The organism is Lacinutrix algicola, from assembly GCF_001418085.1.
Lineage (GTDB): Bacteria > Bacteroidota > Bacteroidia > Flavobacteriales > Flavobacteriaceae > Lacinutrix > Lacinutrix algicola.
This window is the reverse complement of sequence record NZ_LIQH01000021.1, coordinates 167,636-188,802: the sequence shown is the minus strand read 5'-3', so window position 1 is coordinate 188,802 and position 21,167 is coordinate 167,636. Positions and strand designations below refer to the sequence as shown.

Below are 21,167 nucleotides of genomic sequence, written 5' to 3'. Positions count from 1 at the left end.
TAAGGTTTTGTATATTTAAACCTACTACTCCCAAATAAACATATCAAATTATGAATCACACAACATCATCTTATACTATACAAAAAGAGGACATCCCTCAATTAAAATTTTCTAAAACAGAAATTTTAAGTAGCGCTAAAAAAAGAAAATTAAGATCTCATTATTTAGAGCGTGCTTCACAACTAGGCAACTTATTAAAAACTAAAGTGAAAATTTATTTTATAGATAGCACCAATAAATTGATAAGTGTAAACACAACTATTTGGGCTGTAACTTCTAATTTTGTTGTTTTAAAACAAGGAATTACAATCCCAAAACATAGTATTATTTACATAGAGTAAATCCTGTTTTATTTAAATCCTTTTAGTTTTTCTTTTGTAAAATCTGAAAGCACCAATCTACCACTAGTTTGAGCGCGTTCTGCTAAAAGTGAATCCCAATCGTCTGTGCCTTGCCAGAAGACCTTTTTCATTTCTAGCATAGCCTCAGTATTGTAAGTACATAAATGTTCTGCTGTTGTTTTCACAGCTTCATCTAACATTTCTGTGCTTTCATAAACTTGGGTAAATAATCCTTTTTGTTTAGCCCATTCTGCAGGATAAAACGTGTTTGCATCTATTGCTATTTGCGACATTGCACTTAATCCCATTTTACGCTCAATGGCTGGTCCAACAACAAATGGTCCAATTCCAATATTTAATTCACTAAGCTTAATAGCTGCGAATTTTGAAGCCATACAATAATCTGTTGAAGCAGCTAAACCAACACCACCACCAACAGTTTTTCCTTGAATGCGTCCAATAATAAATTTCGGACATTTACGCATCGCATTAATCACGTTTGCAAAACCAGAAAAGAATACTTTTCCTGTTGCTGCATCGTTAATGTTTATTAACTCTTCGAAGCTTGCTCCTGCACAAAATGTTCTATCGCCTCCACTTTTTAAAACAACAACTTTAATAGCGTCATTTGTTCCCGCATCTGTAATGGTTTGCGCTAGTTTTGCTAATACATCTCCTGGCAACGAGTTATGCGCAGGATGAAAGAATTCTATATATCCTACTTCGTTTTGTATAACTAATTTTACGTATGGTGTGTTCATGTTATTTATTCTTTTGTCATTCCTGTGAAGACAGGAATCTATTTTATATTACAACTTTCTATTGTGGATTCCTGCCTGCGCAGGAATGACAAACTATATTAATCCGAATTGTTCAAAATGATGATTAAGATGCTTTCTTTCTAGTAAATATGATTCGTATTTATTTAATTCACCGAAAACTAAATTCTTTAATTTAGCTTTTGGATTTTCTTTAAAATACTCTAAATACTTTTCTCGTTGTATTTTAAACTTTTCAATAGCTGTAGCTAAATCAGAATGCTTTAATGTATCTAAAGTATCTTTTTCAAGATGCGGAAATTGCGTTTTAAGCGGAAACTTCTCAAAGCTCCACAAACTATTATGTACTTTTTCTAGAATCTTTTCTGGTGTCGCTATTTCAAAATCTTGAATTTCTCCTGAAGCAATTTTATAAGTATATTCTAAATGCTCAATCATATGCTGAGGTGTCATAATTCCCCATTTTGGCTTAGCATCTTCTTTTAATGCGTAAAGACAATCGTTGATTTTGTCCTCAGTCATTTCAGTTAAAACTTCTTGCTTTTTCTGAACCATAGTTAAGACTGTTGCAAAAGCGACTTTCTCATCGGTATTCGCATCGAAAATTTCTGCATACCATTTTACAATTCCGCTTGGATGCTCTGCAGAAGCAACATCTCTATCTACTTTCTGCTTACATGTTAAACGTACATAAATAGTATCGTTGTGATATAAGGGACGTAAGAATCGACATTCTTCTAATCCGTAATTAGCTGAAACTGGGCCTTTATTTGGGTATACAAATAGTCCGGCTGCTGCTGAAATAATAAAATAACCATGCGCTGTTCTTTGTTCGAAAATACTTCCGTCTAAAGATGTAATATCTGTATGCGCATAGAAATGATCCCAAGTAACATTTGCAAAATTGATAATATCTGTATCTGTAAATGTACGTCTGTGGGTTTTCATAGACATTCCTGGCTGAATATCTTCCCAATGGTATTTAAATGGATGCTGTGGTGCTTCCTTATATTTTGCATTTTGCTGATAAATACCTGTAATTTCTGTTATTGTTGTTGGCGAACCTTGGATTGCGGTACGTTGCAAATAATGCTTTATTCCTCGCATGCCTCCCATTTCTTCTCCACCTCCTGCTCGTCCTGGACCTCCATGCACCAAGTATGGCAATGGTGAACCATGACCTGTACTTTCTTTAGCCATATCGCGATTTACAACCATAATTCTTCCATGATGACTTGCGGCGTTTATAACATACTCTTTAGCAATTTTATCGTCGTTTGTTGCTATTGACGACACTAAAGACCCTTTACCCATTTGCGCTAACAAAATAGCTTCATCTAAGTTTTTATAAGGCATTATTGTACTTACTGGACCAAAAGCCTCACGTTCGTGAATTATTGTATTTTCAAAAGGATGATCAGAGCGTAATAAAATTGGACTAATAAAAGCACCTTTTTTAGGATCTGCTCCAATGGTATTTATTTCATCTAAACTTCCATAAACAATTTGTGCTTCTTTAGATAAATCATTTACAGAATCTCTAACTGCCTGCACTTGTTGATGACTAACTAAAGATCCCATTCTAACTTCTTTTAATCTTGGATCTCCAATAGTTATCTTATCTAATGCTTTTGACAATGCTGTTTGCACATCTTCCACTAAATTTTGCGGAACAATTATTCTACGTATTGCAGTACATTTTTGTCCTGCTTTAACCGTCATTTCTTTTCTAACTTCTTTTATAAACAAGTCGAATTCTGGTGTTCCCGGAACTGCGTCTTCTCCTAAAATAGATGCATTTAAAGAATCAGCTTCCATAGTAAATGGTACTGACTCTTGTATTAATTGCGGATGCGCTTTTAATAAGCGTCCTACTTTTGCTGAACCTGTAAAAGTGACTACATCCTGAGACTCTACAGTGTCAAGAATTGTTTTTACGGTTCCGTTTATAATTTGTAATGCACCTTCTGGTAAAATACCAGATGCTATAATTTCTTTTGCTACAGCTTCGGCTAAATAAGATGTTGAAGGTGCTGGTAAAACTACAGCAGGCACTCCAGCCATCCAGTTTACTGCACATTTTTCTAACATTCCCCAGACTGGGAAGTTGAATGCATTAATATGAACTGCAACTCCTCTTTTAGGCACCATAATATGATGCGCCATAAAACGACCACCTCGAGACAAATCTATAGCATCGCCTTCTACGTGATATGGTTGGTTTGGAAACAACTTTCTAAGTGAAGCGTTTGCGAATAAATTTCCGAAACCACCTTCGATGTCAATCCAACTATCTACTTTAGTTGCTCCTGTTCTGTAACTTAAATCGTAAAAAGCATTTTTTCTTTTAGTAAGGTATAATGCTAATTTTTTAAGCATGTTTCCACGTTCTTGGAAAGTCATTTTTCTAAGAACCTCTCCTCCCTTTGTTCTTCCGTAATTAAGAATTTCGGGAACATCTAAACCTTCGATAGCAATACTAGTGAAGGCTTCACCTGTTACTGCGTCTAGAATTGGTGTTCCTTCTTCTTTTCCTGTTGTCCATTGACCTTGAACGTAATGCTGAATTTTATTCATCTTACTTTTTACTTTATAGTGGATTCCGCATTAAGTACGGAATGACAAATCTTTAATTAATCACTAATCTTAGTTAGCATGCGCGTTAAGGATTGAGGCATTTGTTGAAGCTCTTTTTTATTTTTCTCAAAAAAAGCGACTGCCGAAAGCCTGACCCTTGTGGTAACGCCCAAATTTTAAATATTCACATTTTCGATAATCGCTGCATAACCTTGCCCAACGCCAATACACATAGTAATTAACGCGTATTTTTTGTTCTGATTTTGCAACTCTAAAGCTGCCGAATGTGCAACTCTTGCTCCTGTAACTCCCAACGGATGACCTATTGCAATAGCTCCACCATTTGGATTGATTCTTGGGTCGTTATCCGCAATTCCCCAAGCACGAATGCAGGCCAAAGCTTGTGCTGCAAAGGCTTCGTTAAGCTCGATAATATCGATATCGTCCATTGTTAAACCTGCTTTTGCTAATGCTTTATTTGATGCTTGCACTGGACCAATGCCCATAATTCTTGGCTCGACACCAACTACTGCAGAACTTACGATTCTTGCTAATGGTTTTAGGTTGTATTTTTTTACTGCATCTGCTGATGCTATAATTGTTGCTGCTGCTCCATCGTTTAATCCTGAAGAATTTCCGGCTGTTACGCTTCCGCCTTCTTTTTTAAAGGCTGCTCTTAGTTTTCCTAAAACCTCTAAAGAAGATGTAGGCTTTATAAACTCGTCTTTAGAAAATTGTATTGGATCTTTTTTACGTTGTGGAATCTCTACAGTAACTATTTCTTTTGCTAATCGACCGCTTTCTTGTGCTTTGGTTGCTTTTTGCTGACTCCAAAGTGCGAATTTATCTTGGTCTTCGCGAGAGATATTATATTTTTCGACTAGGTTTTCAGCAGTATTCCCCATACCGTCTGTTCCGTATAATGCTTGCATTTTAGGATTTATGAAACGCCATCCAAAAGTGGAATCGTACATTTTAGAGTCGCCTCCAAATGCGGTTGATGGTTTTGCCATTACGTATGGTCCACGCGTCATGTTCTCTACACCTCCAGAAATAAACACGTCTCCATCTCCTGCTTTTATAGCACGATTTGCGTGTATAATTGCTGATAAACCTGAGCTACATAAACGATTTACTGTTTCTCCTGGAACTGTAAATGGTAACCCTGCTAAAAGTGATGACATTCTCGCAACGTTACGATTGTCTTCTCCTGCTTGATTGGCGCAGCCCATAATAACATCGTCATACGCTTCTTTTGGAATACTTGGATTACGTTTTACAATTTCTGAAATCACTAATGCTCCTAAATCATCTGTACGAACAGCTGATAATGTGCCTTTGTAGTTTCCTATTGGTGTCCTGATTCCGTCTATTATGTATGCTTCTTTCATAATTATTTTAATTTTGCAGAAAACGCAGCTTTTTGTATTAAATCTAAATATTTATTCTCTTTATTTTTTTCAAAATAAGAAGTAATCATAATTGAAGATTCTTCATCATTTTCTTTACAATAAATGAACATGATATATACTTCTCCTTCTCTCTCTAGACTACTTTTAGTAAAAAGTATCTTTTTACCATCTTCATGAGTCACTTCTCCTTTATCTAGTATTGTCATACCAGCTTTTGCCTTCTGATTTTCTAAATCTTTTTTCATATCCGCATAAGAAGAAGGTACAACCATACCAATGATAGCAGATTTTTGATCTTCAGTTAAATATGAATTCCCTTGTACTATTGAATAAACTTTTTCGTCTATCTCCATGTCAATATCTGACTTATACATCAAAGATAAAGCCTGTTCTAATTTTTCATCTTCAGGTTTTGAAGTATCATCTTGTTGCGAAAATCCAAATGCACAAATACAGAGTGTAATTAATAGTATACTTTTTTTTATCATTTTCTTATTTTTTAATTATTAAAATATTTCACTAACATTACTTCACTCTCTATTCGAAGTAATTATTCCCAATCTTTTTGGTCACGATAAACGACACCTTTAAAAAATGCAACCCTTTCATCTCCTCTTTTTACTTCAATAATATTGAAGCCTAATCTATTTTTTACAGTTTCTATTATTGATTCTGCAACTATATAATCGCCTTCGCTTAACGTTTTTATAGCCCTTTTTGCTTGAGTAATTCCTAATAACCCAAAGCTATACAAACGGCTATGTATGCTTCCATTTTTGAAATTGAAGTCAAAAATTGAAACTTCTATTTCTAATTAATATTTTTATTTTACAAATTAGATTCCCGTCTTCTCAAGTTTTTTTTAGTTTATTAGCGCAGAAAATGTATCTCCATTTCTAATATCTCCTGTATTGTACCCTTTCATAAACCACTCCATTCGCTGAGCAGATGTACCGTGTGTAAAGCTATCGGAATTCGCAGTTCCACTGGATCTTTTTTGAATGGTATCATCTCCAACAGCATTTGCAGCACTAAGTGCTTCTTCAATATCTCCTGCTTCTAAATATTCTTTATTATGATGTGCCCAAACACCTGCATAAAAATCGGCTTGTAATTCTTGTGCTACAGATAATTTGTTACCTCCAACAGCATCGGTTTGCTGTTGTAACTGTCTTACTTTAGTAGAAGTCCCAAGGATAGTTTGAATGTGATGTCCAACTTCGTGAGCCGTAACATAAGCAATAGCGAAATCGCCTCCTTTAGCACCAAAACGTGTTTTTAGCTCATCGAAAAAAGCTAAATCCATATATAATTTTTGATCTCCAGGACAATAAAACGGACCTGATGCAGAGGTTGCATTACCACAAGCTGTAGAAACAGCATCTGTAAATAATACCATTTTAGGTTCTTTGTAATCACCTAAGTTATATTCTTGAAAAATACCGTTCCAGACATCTTCAGTATCTGCTAAAACGGTCGCCATAAAATTACCCATGACTTTTTCTTCATTAGTTAACACTCTTGTTTGAACTTGTTGTGTGGTTTGGCTATTTCCTATTTGTTCTACTAATGGTGCTATTTGCTGCCCTGTTTCGCCACCAAAAAGCTGCAAAAGAATAACTACAACAGCTACTAAACCGCCACCTGCAACTATTTTACCTTTACTTCCTTTTGCGCGTTGATCTTCAACATTACCACTTTGTCTTCTACCTTGCCATTTCATATTTTAACGCTACGCTTTATTTGTTATATTTATTTTACTCCCAATCTTTTTGCGTTCTGTAAACTACTCCTTTAAAAAGCGCCACTAACTCTTCTCCTCTTTTTACTTCAATAATATTAAAACCTAATCTATTTTTTACGTTTTCAATAACAGATTCTGCTATAATATAATCTCCTTCGTTTAATGCTTCAATATGATTAATACTTGTTTCTATAGAAACCGCATATTTACCATGCGTGTTTGCTGCAAATCCAAAAGCTGTATCTGCTAATGAGTAGCTAATTCCACCATGTGCTTTCCTCATGCTATTTAGCATTTCTTTTCTAATCGTCATTCCGACTTTGCATCGTCCGATTTCGCATTCTAGAATTTCTATTCCTAACCAAGTGCTGTAAGCATCTTGAGATAGCATTTTATGTGGAATTTGTTCGCCTTTCATATTCTGTTTTGTAATTGCGAGGACGAAGGACGTAGCAATCTCATTATAAGATTCTTCGCTTCGCTCTGAATGACTCTCTATTAAAAAAATGTTTTATTTTCTTTATTCATTTTACGCAATAATGGACTACAACGGTATCTATCTTCGTGATATTCGTTATACAATGCATCTAATTTTGATACACACCAATCGATTCCTTTTTCGTCTGCCCAAGCTAATAATCCTTTAGGATAATTTACACCTTTAGTCATTGCAATGTCTATATCTTCTGCTGATGCTATGTTTAAAAATAATGCATCTGCTGCTTCATTGATTAGCATTACTAAAACTCTATCGAAAATAGTTTGTGACAAAGCTGGATCTTCTGTTGGCTCTGGTTTTATAGCTCCTTCTGAATAATCATAAAATCCTTTTCCAGATTTACGTCCTAAATAACCTGCTTCTGAAAAACGTTTTTGAGTAAATGATGGCTTGTATCTTGGATCGAAATAAAATGCTGTAAAAACTGTCTCGGTTACTGTGTAATTAACATCGTTTCCTATGAAATCCATAAGCTCGAATGCTCCCATTCTAAAATGACCTAAAGATTTTAAACTATGATCTATCGTTGCAAAGTCGGCTAAACCTTCTTCGTAAATTCTTAATGACTCTCCGTAAAATGGTCTTGCCACTCTGTTTACTATAAATCCTGGAGTATCTTTAGCGACTGCTACTACTTTTTTCCAATCTTTAATAGTTTCTATTGCTTTTGCAAGCACATCTTTTGATGTTTGAATAGCTGGAATAACCTCAACCAACTTCATTAAAGGTGCTGGATTAAAAAAGTGAATTCCAACACAACGTTCTGGTTTATTAAGTGATGCTGCAATGGATGCTATTGATAAACTGGATGTGTTTGATGCAATTATACAATCATCAGCAACATAGCTTTCTAATTCTGAAAACACTTTTTTCTTGATGTCTAGGTTTTCAATAATAGCTTCGATAGTAAGATTTGAATCTGCTAAATCTTTTAAATTATTGACATAAGAGATGTTAGATTGGATTCTATTTTTTTCTTCAGAATCTATTCTTCCTTTTTCAATTAAACGATTTAGAATTTTTTCTAAAGCTGCTTTAGCCTTATCTAATGCTGCTTGATTGGTATCGTATAATTTTACTTTACAACCAGAAGTTGCAGCAACTTGCGCGATACCACTTCCCATTGTTCCTCCTCCAATGATTCCTACGTTCATATGTTTTCTTTTATTGTGGATTCCTGCTTTCGCAGGAATGACAAAACTGATTATTTTATTTATCCTCGATATGAAATTGCAGAAAAAGCAATTTTATTCGAACTGACAACTTTTATTTTCCTTTGAATTCTGGTTTTCTCTTTTCTATAAATGCAGCAACTCCTTCTGCATAATCTTCACTTTGTGCTGCTTCAATTTGAAATTTTGATTCTAATGCTAATTGCGCTTCTAAATCATTTGTCATAGATTGATTAAATAATTCTTTAATCATACCTAATGCTTTGGTTGGCATATTTGCTAGTTTTAAAGCTAGTTTATTTACGTCATCTTCAAAACTTTCTAGTGGAATCATTTTATAAATCATTCCCATTTTTTCTGCTTCTTCAGCTCCAATTTTATCACCTAACATCGCTAATGCTAATGCTTTTTGAAAACCTATTAGTCTTGGTAAAAAGAAAGTTCCTGCACTATCTGGAACTAAACCAATTAAACTAAAGGCTTGAATAAAACTTACTTTTTCATGCGCTACAACAATATCACAAGCTAAAGCTATATTTGCACCTGCTCCTGCTGCTACTCCATTTACAGCTGCGATTACTGGTTTTTTAATATTTCTTATTCTTGTTATAATTGGATTATAATGCTCTTCTAATATTTTTTTAAATCCTGGATTTAAATCTGGATCTGTAACTTCTTTTAAATCTTGTCCTGCACAAAAAGCTTTTCCGTTTCCTGTAAGAACGATTGCTCTCACTTCTTCCTTTTTTTCGCAAGTATCCAATGTGTCGTGTAATAAAAATGCCATTTCACGATTGAAACTATTAAATACTTCAGGCCTGTTAAGCGTGATGTATGCTACTTTATTTTCTATTTTTAAAAGAATTGAATTATTACTCATACCTTATTTTATTATTTCTGAATCCCGTATCTAGTGCGGAATGACAAATTTTTCAATTTATAACCTCACTACTATTTTGTGAGATTCTTCACTTCCCTATGAATGACAATCTAATTATGAGATTGCTTCGTTCCTCGCAATGATGATCATTTAAGGCATTTAAAATAATCAAATGGTTCTTGGCAATCATCGCACTGAAATTGTGCTTTGCATGCTGTCGACCCAAATTGACTTACTAATTTTGTGTTTGTAGACCCACAATTGGTACACTTTACCAAACGTTTACCTTCTAACAAAACACTTATGTCTGCTTCTGCGCTTAAAGGTGCAGCAATACCATAATCTTCTAGAGCTTTTCTTCCTCTTGGCGTAATCCAATCGGTTGTCCAAGCTGGTGCAAGAATTAAATCTATTTCTGAATTATATCCTGCTACTTTTAATGCTGCTTTAATATCGTCTCCAATAACATCCATTGCTGGACAACCACTGTAGGTTGGTGTTATTTGAACTTTTACAATATTATTTTCGATAACAGCTGTACGGACAACTCCCATATCCATAATTGATAAAACAGGAATTTCAGGATCTGAAACTTGTTCCAGAATTGGAATTAAGATTTTATCTATATTTTGCTCTGTTGTTGTCATCTTTATTTCCGTAAAAACGGGAATTTTTTTTTATTGCTTCTCGATACAATTCCGATTTTTTATCGGAATTACTCGAAGTGACATTTTTTTTCAATTTATCAGATTCCTGATTTCGCAGAAATAGTTTACCATTCCATATTTGGATACGCTCTTTGCATGTATTGAAGCTCTGCTAACAAATAACCTAAATGCTCTGTATGAACTCCTTTTTTTCCTCCTTTTTGGAACCATTTAGATTCTGGAATTTGTAAAGTAGATTCTTCTAAAACAGCATTTACCTTATTATAATATACTTCTTTTAGCTTAGTAACATCTACACCAACTCCTTCTTGAGCCATTGCTATATCAGCTTCTGTTTGATGAAATAACTCGTCTGTGTACGTCCATAAACCATCTATAGCATCTTGCATTTTTTGACGACTTACTTCCGTACCATCTCCTAAACGTTTTATCCAGTCTGTAGAAAAACGCAAATGATAGCTTACTTCTTTTATGGATTTGTTTGCAATTGCAGACAATGTTAAGTCTTTACTCTTCTGTAATTCTTGTAAAAAAAGTAAATGATATACATCGAATAAAAACTGACGCGCCATTGTATATGCAAAATCTGTATTTGGTTGTTCTACCAATAATACATTTACATATTCTCTTTCTTTACGAAGCATTGCAATATCATCTTCGGTTCTATTATCTCCTGCAATTTTAGCTGCATATTGATAGTAACTTCTCACTTGTCCAAATAAATCTAAAGACATATTTGTGCATGCGATATCTGTTTCTAGACTTGGTCCATGACCTGTTAATTCCCCTAATCTTTGTCCGAGAATTAAGCTATTGTCTGCTATACTAAGTATATAGTTATATAAGTTTTCGTTTTTCATCTTAAGTGCCCACGAAAGTGGATATCTATTTAATTACTTCTCGATACAATTCTGATAAAAAATCGGAATCACTCGAAGTGACGATTATTTTCAATTTATGAGATTCTTGCCTTCACAGGAATTTTACATGTGCTTTACTTCGTCTGGTAAATCGTAAAATGTTGGATGACGGTATACTTTATCATGAGCAGGCTCAAACATTTCGCCATTATTCTCAGGATTTGATGCTGTGATATTTTTAGATTCTACAACCCATATACTAACACCTTCGCTTCTTCTTGTGTACACATCGCGTGCATTTTCTAAAGCCATGTCTTCGTCTGCTGCGTGTAAACTTCCGCAGTGACGATGTTCTAATCCGTTTTTACTTCTTACGAAGACTTCCCAAAGTGGCCAGTTTTTTTTATCAGACATAATTTATATGAATTAATTTGAAATCGAATTTGAACTTAAAATCGAAAAATCTTCAATTTCAAATTCAGTTTCAAGTTCAAGTTCAAGTTACTTTTATATTGCTTGTTTTTGTTTTCTTTCTTGTTTCTTATCTGCGTAAGCCATTGCTGCATCACGAACCCATTCTCCTTCTTCCCATGCGCCAACTCGTGCTTTCATTCTTTCCTTATTCATTGGTCCATGACCTTTTACTACTTGCCAAAATTCGTCCCAATCGATTTCTCCGAAGTCGTACATTCCTTTTTCTTCATTCCATTTTAAATCTGGATCCGGAATGGTGAGTCCGATTAATTCGGCTTGAGGTACGGTTTGATCTATAAATTGCTGACGTAAATCGTCGTTAGACTTACGCTTTAATTTCCATTTCATGGATTGCTCTGTGTGAATAGACTCAGCATCCGTAGGACCTAACATCATTAAACTTGGCCACCACCAGCGGTTTAGCGCATCTTGAGCTAATTCTTTTTGCTCAGGTGTTCCGTTAGCTAATTTTATCATGATTTCGTAACCTTGACGCTGATGAAAACTTTCTTCTTTACATACACGAACCATTGCTCTTGCGTATGGCCCATAAGAGGTATTACATAATGGCACTTGATTTATAATTGCTGCTCCATCTACTAACCAACCTACGGCTCCCATATCTGCCCAAGTTACTGTTGGGTAATTGAATATTGAAGAGTATTTTGCTTTGCCAGAGTGCAGTTGCTCGTATAATTCTTCGCGAGAAACACCTAATGTTTCGCAGGCAGAATACAAATATAATCCGTGTCCTGCTTCGTCTTGTACTTTTGCCAATAAGGCAACTTTACGACGTAAAGATGGTGCACGAGTGATCCAGTTTCCTTCTGGAAGCATGCCTACAATTTCGGAATGTGCGTGTTGCGACATTTGCCTAATATGCGTTTTACGATATTTTTCTGGCATCCAATCTTTTGGTTCGATTTTCTCGTCTCTTGCAATACGTGCTTCGAATTGCGTTTCTAGATTCTTTATTTGTTCTTCACTCATAATATATAGCTGTTCGTGAATAGTTATTAGTTTTTAGTGGATTCCTGCCTACGCAGGAATGACAAATTATAGAGATTCCTTTTTTCAAAGAGATTTATTACACATCGAAATCTACTATTACTCTATCTGTTGTTGGTACTGCTTGACAGCTTAATACCAGATTTTGAGAGACTTCTTTATCGCTTAATGCGTAATTTATTTTCATTTCTACGGCTCCTTCCTTGACTTCGCATTTGCAAGTGCTACAAACGCCTCCTTTACATGCGAATGGCAAATCTGCTCCTGCTCCCAAGGCTGCGTCTAGAATATTATCGTAGTCTTTGGTCATGGTGAAAGAGAATTCTTTTCCGCCATCTACAATGGTTACTTCTACACCTTCTACATTTTGTTTTGCTAGACGCTCTGCTCTTTTAATATCTTCGTCTGAAAGCCCTGTTACAAAAAGCTCGAAGTGTACTAATTCTTTTGGCAGGCCTGCATTTATTAGATACTCGCTTACGTAGTTTACCATTTTTTCTGGTCCGCAAAGAAAGACTTCGTTAGTATCTGGAATGTCGATAAACGTTTTTGTTAATACTTGCATTTTATCGTCGTCGAATCTGCCGTTAAACAACTCGATATCTCTGCGCTCTTTGGTTAAGAAATAATAGATTTCTAGTCTGCCGAAAAATGTATTACGCAGTTGCTCTAACTCTTCTTTAAAGATAATGGATTTTGCTGTTTTATTTACATAAAACAGTTTACAAGTTGCATTTGGCTCTGCTGTTAAGTGTGCTTTTATCATTGAAAGCACAGGTGTTACACCACTTCCTGCTGCAAAGAATAAGTAATTTTTAGTTTGCTCCGGTTGCACCGGAACTCCGAAGTTTCCACTTGGAGCCATTACTTCTAGTTCATCTCCTGTTTTTAAACTTTCGTTTATGTACGTTGAAAATTTACCTCCTGGAATTAGCTTTACAGCGACTTTCCATTTTTTATCTGTGGGACTTGAACAAAGGGAATAAGAACGACGAACATCTTCTCCATTAATGTCTGCTTTTAGTGTTAAATGCTGACCTTGACGGAAAATGAATTCGTTTTCAAGTTCTGTAGGAACGTGAAAATCTATAACAGAAGTATCTTCTGTTTCTTTGTATATATCCTTGATTTTAAGCTTATAAAATTGAGCCATAGTTGTACTTAATGTAAAAACTAACACTTGTTAGTCTGCTCAACAAAGCTACAAAATTATTTTATAACTTTTTGTTAATTCCTTGAATTAGGATTTCGCTTAGGTTGGTTGCAAGTTCACTTACGTTAAGATCTTCTTTTTTGGGAATCCAAAGAAATAGTGATCGTAAAGTGGAAAGCATTGTAAACATTATAATTTCTGGATTGACTGGTTTTATTTCGGAAGACGAAATACCTTCATTAATAATTTTTATAAAAGTTGCTTCGTAGTTGTTTCTTAGTCTTAAATAATGATCTAACTGCCCTTCCAAATGCATCCAATCGTTATTTAGTGATGCCATTTCGTTTGTGCTATTAGTTGTAATTTTTACGTGAAGTGCAATCACTTGACTCAACTTATCGAGACTATTATTATAGGAATTATAAATTACATCTATGCCTTTGGTAAATTCTTCGGCTATAGAAATAATAATGATTTTTAATATTTCTTGTTTTGAATTTATGTGATTATACAAGCTTGCAGCCTTCATTCCCATTGCTGTTGCCAAATCTCGCATTGTTACTGCACTGTAGCCTTTCTCTTTAAAAAGTTTGGCTGCTGTTTTTATAATTTCGTCTTTTCGTGTTTGTTGCATCATATTGCGGATGAAGATAAAAAAATATGTTGTAACTTTTGTTACTTAGCTTTTGAAAAAAATAAATGTAATTTGTAGAAAAAATAAAACTATGGGATTTTTAAGCTTCTTATCTGGGAATAAAAACGAAAAAATTAAAGAATTACAATCTAAAGGTGCAATAATTATAGATGTTAGAACTAAAGGAGAATATAGCCAAGGCGCTATTGCTGGTTCAAAAAACATCCCTCTACAAGAGATATCAAGTAAAATTAATACTATTAAGAAATTAAACAAACCTGTAATTACTTGTTGCGCTAGTGGTATGCGTTCTGCAAATGCAGCAAGCATTTTAAAAGCTCAAGGTATTGAGGCTGTTAATGGAGGTGGATGGTCTAGTTTAAGTAAAAAACTATAGTTTAAAGTCTTTAAGTGCTTCTAAATTATTAATTGGGTTTTCGTTGTATTTTAATGTCCAACCTAATGAATTTGTTAGAATATAAAACTTAGACAATTCGCTAATTAGTCTGTTTTTAGCATTAGATTTTAATTCTGAAGCCTCAATTTTCTTTAGCAATTGTTTATTTACAGTTTCTTTTATTGTATTATAATCTTTGGCTTCGAACGGATTTAAATAATCTGCTTGAATGTCATAATACTCGAAATCTGGACTAATTTTTATTTCTTCTTTAGGAATACTTACAATAGTTAGCGTTTTAGTTTCCTCATCTATTTTATATTCAATTTTGCTCAAATCATAAGCAATAGAAACATCTGCATTAACAACAACTAATGCCTTTTTTTCTGCTGATATTAAATTAGAAAACAAATCTTTAGAATTGTTATAATTAAAGACTTGGCTAAAATGACCTTCTGTAACAACAAGCTTTCCAACATTTTTAAAGGATTCTTGAATTAATGCAGAACTCTCTTTTAAAATTAATTTTTCATTATGCTGATCTCCACAATATTTGAAAGTAAAAAGAACCATTAGCGTAACAACAACTCCAAAAAATATTTTTTTCATATATCTAAGATAAGTAAAAAATAAGGCATAAAAAAAACACCAATTACATTAAGAGATTGACTTAATAAAGTAATTGATGTTTTAACAAATTAATGATTAATAGCATGTGAATTTAATTTTAAATTAATAGGTTCAATTATTTTTTCGTTAAAACGAAATGTAAAAACGTTAAAATCATTAATTGTAGTCCTTATACTACTACAGCACTGTAATTGAGATGTTTAAAACCTCAAACACTTAACAGTTGATTCTATTTTCAATTTCTTTTTTTCAAGTTGTAAAAGAAATTTTTTATGGGCTTCGGAATTCTCATTAAACGGCTTGTGCTGCAATCCTTTTTGAATAACATCAACATCTCCCATTGTTTTAAGTGCGTCTGAAGCGATCCAAACGTGTTGAAACTTTTGCCATATATATTCTACAGCAGTCTCATTAGGATGTAACATGTCGCTTTTATAAAAACGATAATCACGAAGTTCGTCCAACATTATTTCAAAAGAAGGGAAATAAGATACTTGGCTATTTGTTACTTGATGAATAGCAGAAATTAAATGCGACTTACTAAGCGTATTCTCTACAAAACCATCTTTTATATGCCTTACAGGAGATACTGTAAATACAATAGATGCGTTTTTATTTACAGATTGAATAGCCTCAATAATAGATTGTAAACTTTGCTTTATTTCTTCTGTAGACAATAAAATCTTACGAAACTCTTTTTGAGGTACTTTATGACAATTAGCAACTATCTTATCGCTTTCAACTAATTTATAAACCCAAGATGTACCAAGTGTTATTATAATGTGTGTTGACTCTAATATTTGCTGATTTGTTAATTGAATTTGAGTATTTAAATCGGATAATATTTTTTCTTTTGAAACATTACTATGTTGTGAATGCGCATCGAAACAATGCCATTGCTCGTTATGAAAAAAAACATCACTTTCTACATATTCCGTTTGCTGAATAGCTCTTAAAACTAAATTCTCTATTGCTTTAGGATGAAATAATATTCCGAAAGGATTAGAGATGCTTTGAAATTTGAAATACTCGAATTTGTTGCCAATATTTTCTGAAAAACACGAACCCAAAAGCAAGAGCTTAGCATTATAATCGATAAGACTACGCTCTTGCTTTTTGAGTTTTATATGTGTTTGTAATTTCAATTAGTTTTTATATTAAGTTTCTATTCAATATAACCTTTCGCTTCACTTAAAGCTTTTTCTATTCCTGCAGGATTTTTTCCACCAGCAGTTGCAAAGAAAGGCTGTCCACCTCCACCTCCTTGAATATGCTTACCAAGTTCTCTAACTACAGTCCCGGCATTTAAACCTTTATCTGCCACTAGTTCTTTAGAAATATAGCAAGACAATAATGCTTTTCCGTTTTGTTCTGTAGCAAAAAGTAAGAATACATTATTTTGATTCTGACCTAAATCGAAACAAACGTCTTTAATTCCGCCAGCATCTAAATCTAATTTTTTAGCTAAAAACTGAATACCATTAATTTCGGTTAATTCGTTCTTTAAATCACCAACAATATTTTTTGCTTTATCCCTTAATAAACCTTCAATTTGCTTTTTTAAGTCAGTATTTTCATTTTGAATTTTAACCAAAGCATCTTTTGGATCCTTTGCGTTGTTTAAAAGTGATTTCATTTCAGAAAACACTTTACTATTCGCTGTATAATAATCTTTAACAGCATCGCTAGTTATAGCTTCAATTCTTCTAATACCAGAAGCTACTGCGCCTTCGCTAGTTATTTTAAAATGCCAAATATCGCTTGTATTTTTAACATGCGTTCCACCACACAATTCTATAGATTGCCCGTAACGAATGGTACGCACTGTGTCTCCATATTTCTCTCCAAACAATGCCATTGCTCCATCTGCAATTGCTTTATCCATTGGCACATTTCTATTTTCTTCTAATGGTAATTTTCCTTCAATTCTACGGTTTACAAAGTTCTCTACCTCTTGCAATTGCTCTGCAGTTACTTTAGAAAAATGAGAAAAATCGAAACGTAAATACTTTGAATGTACAGCACTACCTTTTTGCTCAACGTGAGTTCCTAAAACCTCTCGTAAACCTTGATGTAATAAATGGGTTGCAGTATGATTACATTCTGTTCTATAACGTTGTTTAGTATCTACAACTGCTTTAAACGTTTCATTTATATGCTTAGGTAAGTTTTTCGCAAAATGAATAATCACATTGTTTTCTCTTTTAGTATCTAAAATATAAACAACATCTCCATGCTCATCTTCCAAATACCCTTTATCTCCTACTTGACCTCCACCTTCGGCATAAAACGGTGTTAAGCTAAATACTAATTGATACATTTCACCATCTTTTTTAGAGGTTACTTTTCTATATCTTGTAATTTTAACATTGGCTTCTAAAGCATCGTAACCAATAAACTCTTGTTCTGCATCATCTATTAAAGTAGTCCAATCGTCAGATTTTAAAGCAGACGACTCTCTACCACGGCTTTTCTGCTTTTCTAATTCTGCATTAAATTCACTTACATTATAAGTATATCCTTTTTCACGTAAAATTAAATCGGTTAAATCTTCAGGAAAACCATAAGTATCTTTTAATTCAAAAACCTTAGCGCCTAAAACTTCTTTACCTTTTGTTGTTTCTACAATACGATCCAATAATAATAAACCTTGATCTAATGTTCTTAAAAAAGAAGTTTCTTCCTCTTTAATAACGTTTTCAATAAGTTGCTTCTGTAATTTCAGCTCTGGGAAAGCCTCTCCCATTCTACTACTTAACACCTCTACTAACCTGTAAATAAATGGCTCTTTTTTGTCTAAAAAAGTAAACCCATAACGTACAGCACGACGTAAAATTCTACGTATTACATAACCAGCTCCTGTATTACTAGGCAATTGTCCATCTGCAATCGAGAATGCAACTGCACGAACATGATCACTAATAACACGAATAGCAATATCTATTTTTTCGTCTTTATTATATTCTTTATCTGTAATAGTTTCTATTTCACGAATAATTGGTGTAAAAACATCAGTATCGTAATTAGATTTTACATCCTGCATTACCATACATAAACGCTCGAATCCCATTCCTGTATCAATATGTTTGTTAGGTAAGTTTTCAAGAGATCCGTTAGCTTTTCGGTTAAACTCCATAAATACCAAATTCCAAATCTCTACAACTTGAGGATGATCTAGGTTTACTAAATCTTTACCATCAACCTTTGCTTTTTCTTCTGGAGTACGAATATCTACATGGATTTCACTACAAGGTCCACAAGGTCCTTGATCTCCCATTTCCCAGAAATTATCTTTTTTATTACCTTTTAGAATACGATCTTCAGATATGTATTGTTTCCAAATATCGTAAGCTTCCATATCCATACCAAGCTTATCGTCATCCTCGCTACCTTCAAAAACAGTAACATATAAAATATCTTTATCAATTTTATAAACTTCGGTTAACAACTCCCAAGCCCAAGCTATTGCTTCTTTTTTAAAGTAATCTCCAAAAGACCAATTACCTAACATTTCGAATAAAGTGTGGTGGTACGTATCGTAACCAACCTCTTCTAAATCGTTATGCTTTCCTGATACACGTAAACATTTTTGACTATCTGTTAATCGTGTATTCTTAGGCTCTCCATTTCCTAAAAAGTATTCTTTAAATGGCACCATTCCAGCGTTAACGAACATTAACGTTGGGTCATCCTTTAAGACCATTGGTGCAGATTGCACAATGCTATGTTTTTTATTTTCGAAAAAACTTAAAAATGTAGAGCGAATATCTTGAGATTTCATCTGTTTATTTATTATTTTATTGTCAATTAAAATTCATCAAACCTCTTTTTTTAGTTATCACTAAACTTTTGATATGATGTACTTTATATACTATTGTTAATAATCTTACTTTAACTAATTACTAACGTTAGAAAACAATTTATATATTTGTTTTGCGTTTGTAAATAATGTTGCTTGATTTTGAGCTTCATTTCATTGCAAAAATAGTATAATTTACATAATGAGTAAGGTAAAATATTATTATGATTCTGATACCTTGTCGTATCGCAAAATTACACGTAAAAAACGTCGTACTTTTAAGTACGTTTTAGCTTTTTTATTTTCTTCAGCTTTATTAGCATTTTTCTTTGTCTTTTTAGGAAGTCAGTTTTTTGAATCCCCAAACGAGAAAGCATTAAAACGTGAATTAAGCAACATGCAATTACAATTCGATTTATTGAATAAAAAAATGGCTGAAGCCGAAACTGTACTTGCTAATGTAGAAGATAGAGACAACAATATATACCGCTTATATTTTGAAGCAAATCCTATTCCTGAAGAACAAAGAAAAGCAGGTTTTGGAGGAGTTAATAGATACAAAGCCCTTGAAGGTTTTGACAACTCTAAACTAATAAAAGAAAGCAATAAACGTATTGACATTCTTCAAAAAAGAATAGTTGTACAATCTAAATCTTTAGATGAAATTGCTGTTTTAGCCGAAGAAAAAGAAAAATTCCTAGCTACTATTCCAGCAATTCAACCTGTTAATAATGAAGACTTAACACGAATGGCTTCTGGTTATGGTATGCGTACAGACCCATTTAATAAAACTCGAAAAATGCATTGGGGAATGGACTTTACTGCTCCAAGAGGCACACCTATTTATGCTGCTGGTGATGGTGTTGTGGAACGTGCAGACAGTAATAGTTCTGGTTACGGAAACCATATTAGAATAGACCATGGTTATGGTTATGTTTCGCTATATGCGCATATGTACAAATACAATGTTGGAAAAAACCAAAAAGTAAAACGTGGAGACTTAATAGGTTTTGTAGGAAGTACAGGTCGCTCTGAAGCACCACATTTACATTACGAAGTTTTTAAAGATGGAAAACGCATAAATCCTATAAACTTCTATTATGGTAGTTTGACTGCTGAAGAATATAGCAAATTGCTAGACCGTTCTTCTATAGAAAACCAATCTTTAGATTAATGCTAATAGATCTTCCAGAAAAACGATATTATGCTATTGGAGAAGTCGCTAAAGCTTTTGGAGTAAACACCTCATTAATTAGGTTTTGGGAAAAAGAATTCGAAGCTTTAAAGCCTAAAAAAAACGCAAAAGGCAATCGTAAATTTACTCCAGAGGATGTGAAAAATCTTCAATTTATTTATCATTTAGTAAAAGAACGCGGCTTTACCTTAGAAGGTGCAAAAGTTCATATTAAAGAAGAAAAGCAGAAAAGTCTTACTAATTTTGAAATTATTAGTAAATTAGAAGGCGTTAAAGCACAACTTATAAAACTTAAAAATGAATTATAAACAACTACCAGAAGACTCAACTAAAAAACCGAATACTATGAAAAAATGGCTTATACCTGTAATTGTTATTGGATTAATAATTTTCGCAGTCTTTAAATGGGGAATAGGAATTAATAACGAGATTATTGAAAAAGAAGGTTTAGCGAAAGCACAATGGGCTAACGTTGAGAGTTCTTACCAAAGAAGATCAGATTTAATACCAAATCTTGTTTCAACTGTAAAAGGTTACGCAAACCATGAAAGAGAAACTTTAGAAGCTGTTATTAAGGCAAGAGCTGAAGCGACTAAACCAACAATAAACATTGACCAAAGCGCACTTACTCCAGAAAATATGGCTAAGTTTCAACAAGCACAACAAGGTCTTAGTGGAGCACTATCTAGATTATTAGTTTCTGTAGAACGTTACCCTGAACTAAAAGCAGACCGTAGCTTTTTAGAATTGCAAAGTCAATTAGAAAGCACAGAGAATAGAATAAATGTAGAACGTAATAGATTTAATGATTTAGCAGGAGCATATAACATCTTTATTGCTAAATTCCCAACAAGCTTTGTAGCTAATTACATTAATAAAGGTGCGTTATCTTTATTTAAATCTGCACCAGGAAGTGAAAATGCACCAAAAGTAGAATTTTAAACT

The 21,167-nt window shown here is 33.6% G+C and carries 21 protein-coding genes and 2 pseudogenes; 5 read left to right on the top strand and 18 right to left on the bottom strand.

Features of this window, described 5'->3' with window-relative positions:
- Positions 1–50: 50 nt before the first annotated feature.
- Positions 51–341, top strand: coding sequence for a hypothetical protein (locus ASC41_RS02355; protein ID WP_055435029.1), 291 nt, complete (start codon positions 51–53; stop codon positions 339–341).
- An 8-nt stretch (positions 342–349) separates the two neighbouring features.
- Here ASC41_RS02355 and ASC41_RS02350 read toward each other — a convergent pair whose 3' ends face one another.
- The 15 genes and pseudogenes from ASC41_RS02350 to ASC41_RS02280 form a co-directional block, all read right to left on the bottom strand.
- The gene (locus tag ASC41_RS02350; RefSeq protein WP_055435028.1) at positions 350–1,102 is read right to left on the bottom strand and encodes an enoyl-CoA hydratase/isomerase family protein; all 753 of its coding nucleotides are present in this window, start codon (positions 1,100–1,102) and stop codon (positions 350–352) included.
- Positions 1,103–1,195: 93 nt separating this feature from the next.
- Complete coding sequence (gene paaZ, locus ASC41_RS02345; protein WP_055435027.1) at positions 1,196–3,697, bottom strand: phenylacetic acid degradation bifunctional protein PaaZ; 2,502 nt, start codon at positions 3,695–3,697, stop codon at positions 1,196–1,198.
- A 176-nt stretch (positions 3,698–3,873) separates the two neighbouring features.
- Positions 3,874–5,088, bottom strand: coding sequence for a 3-oxoadipyl-CoA thiolase (gene pcaF, locus ASC41_RS02340; protein ID WP_055435026.1), 1,215 nt, complete (start codon positions 5,086–5,088; stop codon positions 3,874–3,876).
- Between the two features lie 2 nt (positions 5,089–5,090).
- Positions 5,091–5,597: a hypothetical protein gene (locus ASC41_RS02335; RefSeq protein WP_055435025.1), complete on the bottom strand. Its 507-nt coding sequence runs from the start codon at positions 5,595–5,597 to the stop codon at positions 5,091–5,093.
- A gap of 62 nt (positions 5,598–5,659) precedes the next feature.
- Positions 5,660–5,818, bottom strand: a pseudogene (locus tag ASC41_RS02330) (thioesterase); the annotation flags it as partial.
- A gap of 153 nt (positions 5,819–5,971) precedes the next feature.
- A complete protein-coding gene (gene ypfJ / locus ASC41_RS02325; protein ID WP_055435024.1) occupies positions 5,972–6,832 on the bottom strand; it encodes a KPN_02809 family neutral zinc metallopeptidase in 861 nt (286 codons plus the stop codon).
- Positions 6,833–6,866: 34 nt separating this feature from the next.
- The gene (locus ASC41_RS02320; protein ID WP_055435023.1) at positions 6,867–7,271 is read right to left on the bottom strand and encodes a PaaI family thioesterase; all 405 of its coding nucleotides are present in this window, start codon (positions 7,269–7,271) and stop codon (positions 6,867–6,869) included.
- 80 nt (positions 7,272–7,351) lie between these two features.
- Positions 7,352–8,506: a 3-hydroxyacyl-CoA dehydrogenase NAD-binding domain-containing protein gene (locus ASC41_RS02315; protein WP_055435022.1), complete on the bottom strand. Its 1,155-nt coding sequence runs from the start codon at positions 8,504–8,506 to the stop codon at positions 7,352–7,354.
- Between the two features lie 112 nt (positions 8,507–8,618).
- Positions 8,619–9,404, bottom strand: coding sequence for an enoyl-CoA hydratase-related protein (locus tag ASC41_RS02310; RefSeq protein ID WP_055435021.1), 786 nt, complete (start codon positions 9,402–9,404; stop codon positions 8,619–8,621).
- A gap of 146 nt (positions 9,405–9,550) precedes the next feature.
- Positions 9,551–10,051, bottom strand: a complete 501-nt coding sequence (gene paaD, locus ASC41_RS02305) for a 1,2-phenylacetyl-CoA epoxidase subunit PaaD (protein ID WP_055435020.1) — start codon at positions 10,049–10,051, stop codon at positions 9,551–9,553.
- A 125-nt stretch (positions 10,052–10,176) separates the two neighbouring features.
- Positions 10,177–10,935 (bottom strand): annotated as a pseudogene (paaC, locus tag ASC41_RS02300) (1,2-phenylacetyl-CoA epoxidase subunit PaaC); the annotation flags it as partial.
- Between the two features lie 120 nt (positions 10,936–11,055).
- Positions 11,056–11,346 (bottom strand): 1,2-phenylacetyl-CoA epoxidase subunit PaaB, encoded by a 291-nt coding sequence (paaB, locus tag ASC41_RS02295; protein WP_055435018.1) that lies wholly within the window; start codon positions 11,344–11,346, stop codon positions 11,056–11,058.
- Positions 11,347–11,439: 93 nt separating this feature from the next.
- Positions 11,440–12,396, bottom strand: a complete 957-nt coding sequence (paaA, locus tag ASC41_RS02290; RefSeq protein ID WP_055435017.1) for a 1,2-phenylacetyl-CoA epoxidase subunit PaaA — start codon at positions 12,394–12,396, stop codon at positions 11,440–11,442.
- 97 nt (positions 12,397–12,493) lie between these two features.
- The gene (locus ASC41_RS02285) at positions 12,494–13,567 is read right to left on the bottom strand and encodes a 2Fe-2S iron-sulfur cluster-binding protein (protein WP_055435016.1); all 1,074 of its coding nucleotides are present in this window, start codon (positions 13,565–13,567) and stop codon (positions 12,494–12,496) included.
- Between the two features lie 61 nt (positions 13,568–13,628).
- Positions 13,629–14,204, bottom strand: coding sequence for a TetR/AcrR family transcriptional regulator (locus ASC41_RS02280; RefSeq protein WP_055435015.1), 576 nt, complete (start codon positions 14,202–14,204; stop codon positions 13,629–13,631).
- Between the two features lie 88 nt (positions 14,205–14,292).
- On the opposite strand from ASC41_RS02280, the gene ASC41_RS02275 reads away from it, so the two are divergent.
- Complete coding sequence (locus ASC41_RS02275; protein WP_055435014.1) at positions 14,293–14,598, top strand: rhodanese-like domain-containing protein; 306 nt, start codon at positions 14,293–14,295, stop codon at positions 14,596–14,598.
- Here the strand turns inward: ASC41_RS02275 and ASC41_RS02270 are convergent.
- The 3 genes from ASC41_RS02270 to alaS all read right to left on the bottom strand — a co-directional run bounded on the left by ASC41_RS02270 (position 14,593) and on the right by alaS (position 19,009).
- Positions 14,593–15,207 carry a DUF4230 domain-containing protein gene (locus ASC41_RS02270; protein ID WP_055435013.1) on the bottom strand — a complete coding sequence of 205 codons (615 nt, stop codon included), beginning with the start codon at positions 15,205–15,207 and terminating at the stop codon, positions 14,593–14,595. The two genes, ASC41_RS02275 and ASC41_RS02270, sit on opposite strands and share 6 nt — an antisense overlap.
- Positions 15,208–15,428: 221 nt before the next feature.
- Positions 15,429–16,373 (bottom strand): GSCFA domain-containing protein, encoded by a 945-nt coding sequence (locus tag ASC41_RS02265; RefSeq protein WP_055435012.1) that lies wholly within the window; start codon positions 16,371–16,373, stop codon positions 15,429–15,431.
- A gap of 20 nt (positions 16,374–16,393) precedes the next feature.
- Positions 16,394–19,009 (bottom strand): alanine--tRNA ligase, encoded by a 2,616-nt coding sequence (alaS, locus tag ASC41_RS02260; RefSeq protein ID WP_055435011.1) that lies wholly within the window; start codon positions 19,007–19,009, stop codon positions 16,394–16,396.
- A 220-nt stretch (positions 19,010–19,229) separates the two neighbouring features.
- On the opposite strand from alaS, the gene ASC41_RS02255 reads away from it, so the two are divergent.
- From ASC41_RS02255 to ASC41_RS02245, 3 genes are read left to right on the top strand one after another with little or no spacing between them, the layout of a single operon-like run.
- Positions 19,230–20,201 (top strand): M23 family metallopeptidase, encoded by a 972-nt coding sequence (locus tag ASC41_RS02255; protein ID WP_055435010.1) that lies wholly within the window; start codon positions 19,230–19,232, stop codon positions 20,199–20,201.
- Complete coding sequence (locus tag ASC41_RS02250) at positions 20,201–20,530, top strand: MerR family transcriptional regulator (protein ID WP_055435009.1); 330 nt, start codon at positions 20,201–20,203, stop codon at positions 20,528–20,530. Before ASC41_RS02255 ends, ASC41_RS02250 begins: the two co-directional genes overlap by 1 nt.
- Positions 20,531–20,567: 37 nt before the next feature.
- Positions 20,568–21,164 carry a LemA family protein gene (locus ASC41_RS02245; RefSeq protein ID WP_055435077.1) on the top strand — a complete coding sequence of 199 codons (597 nt, stop codon included), beginning with the start codon at positions 20,568–20,570 and terminating at the stop codon, positions 21,162–21,164.
- Positions 21,165–21,167 lie beyond the last annotated feature (3 nt).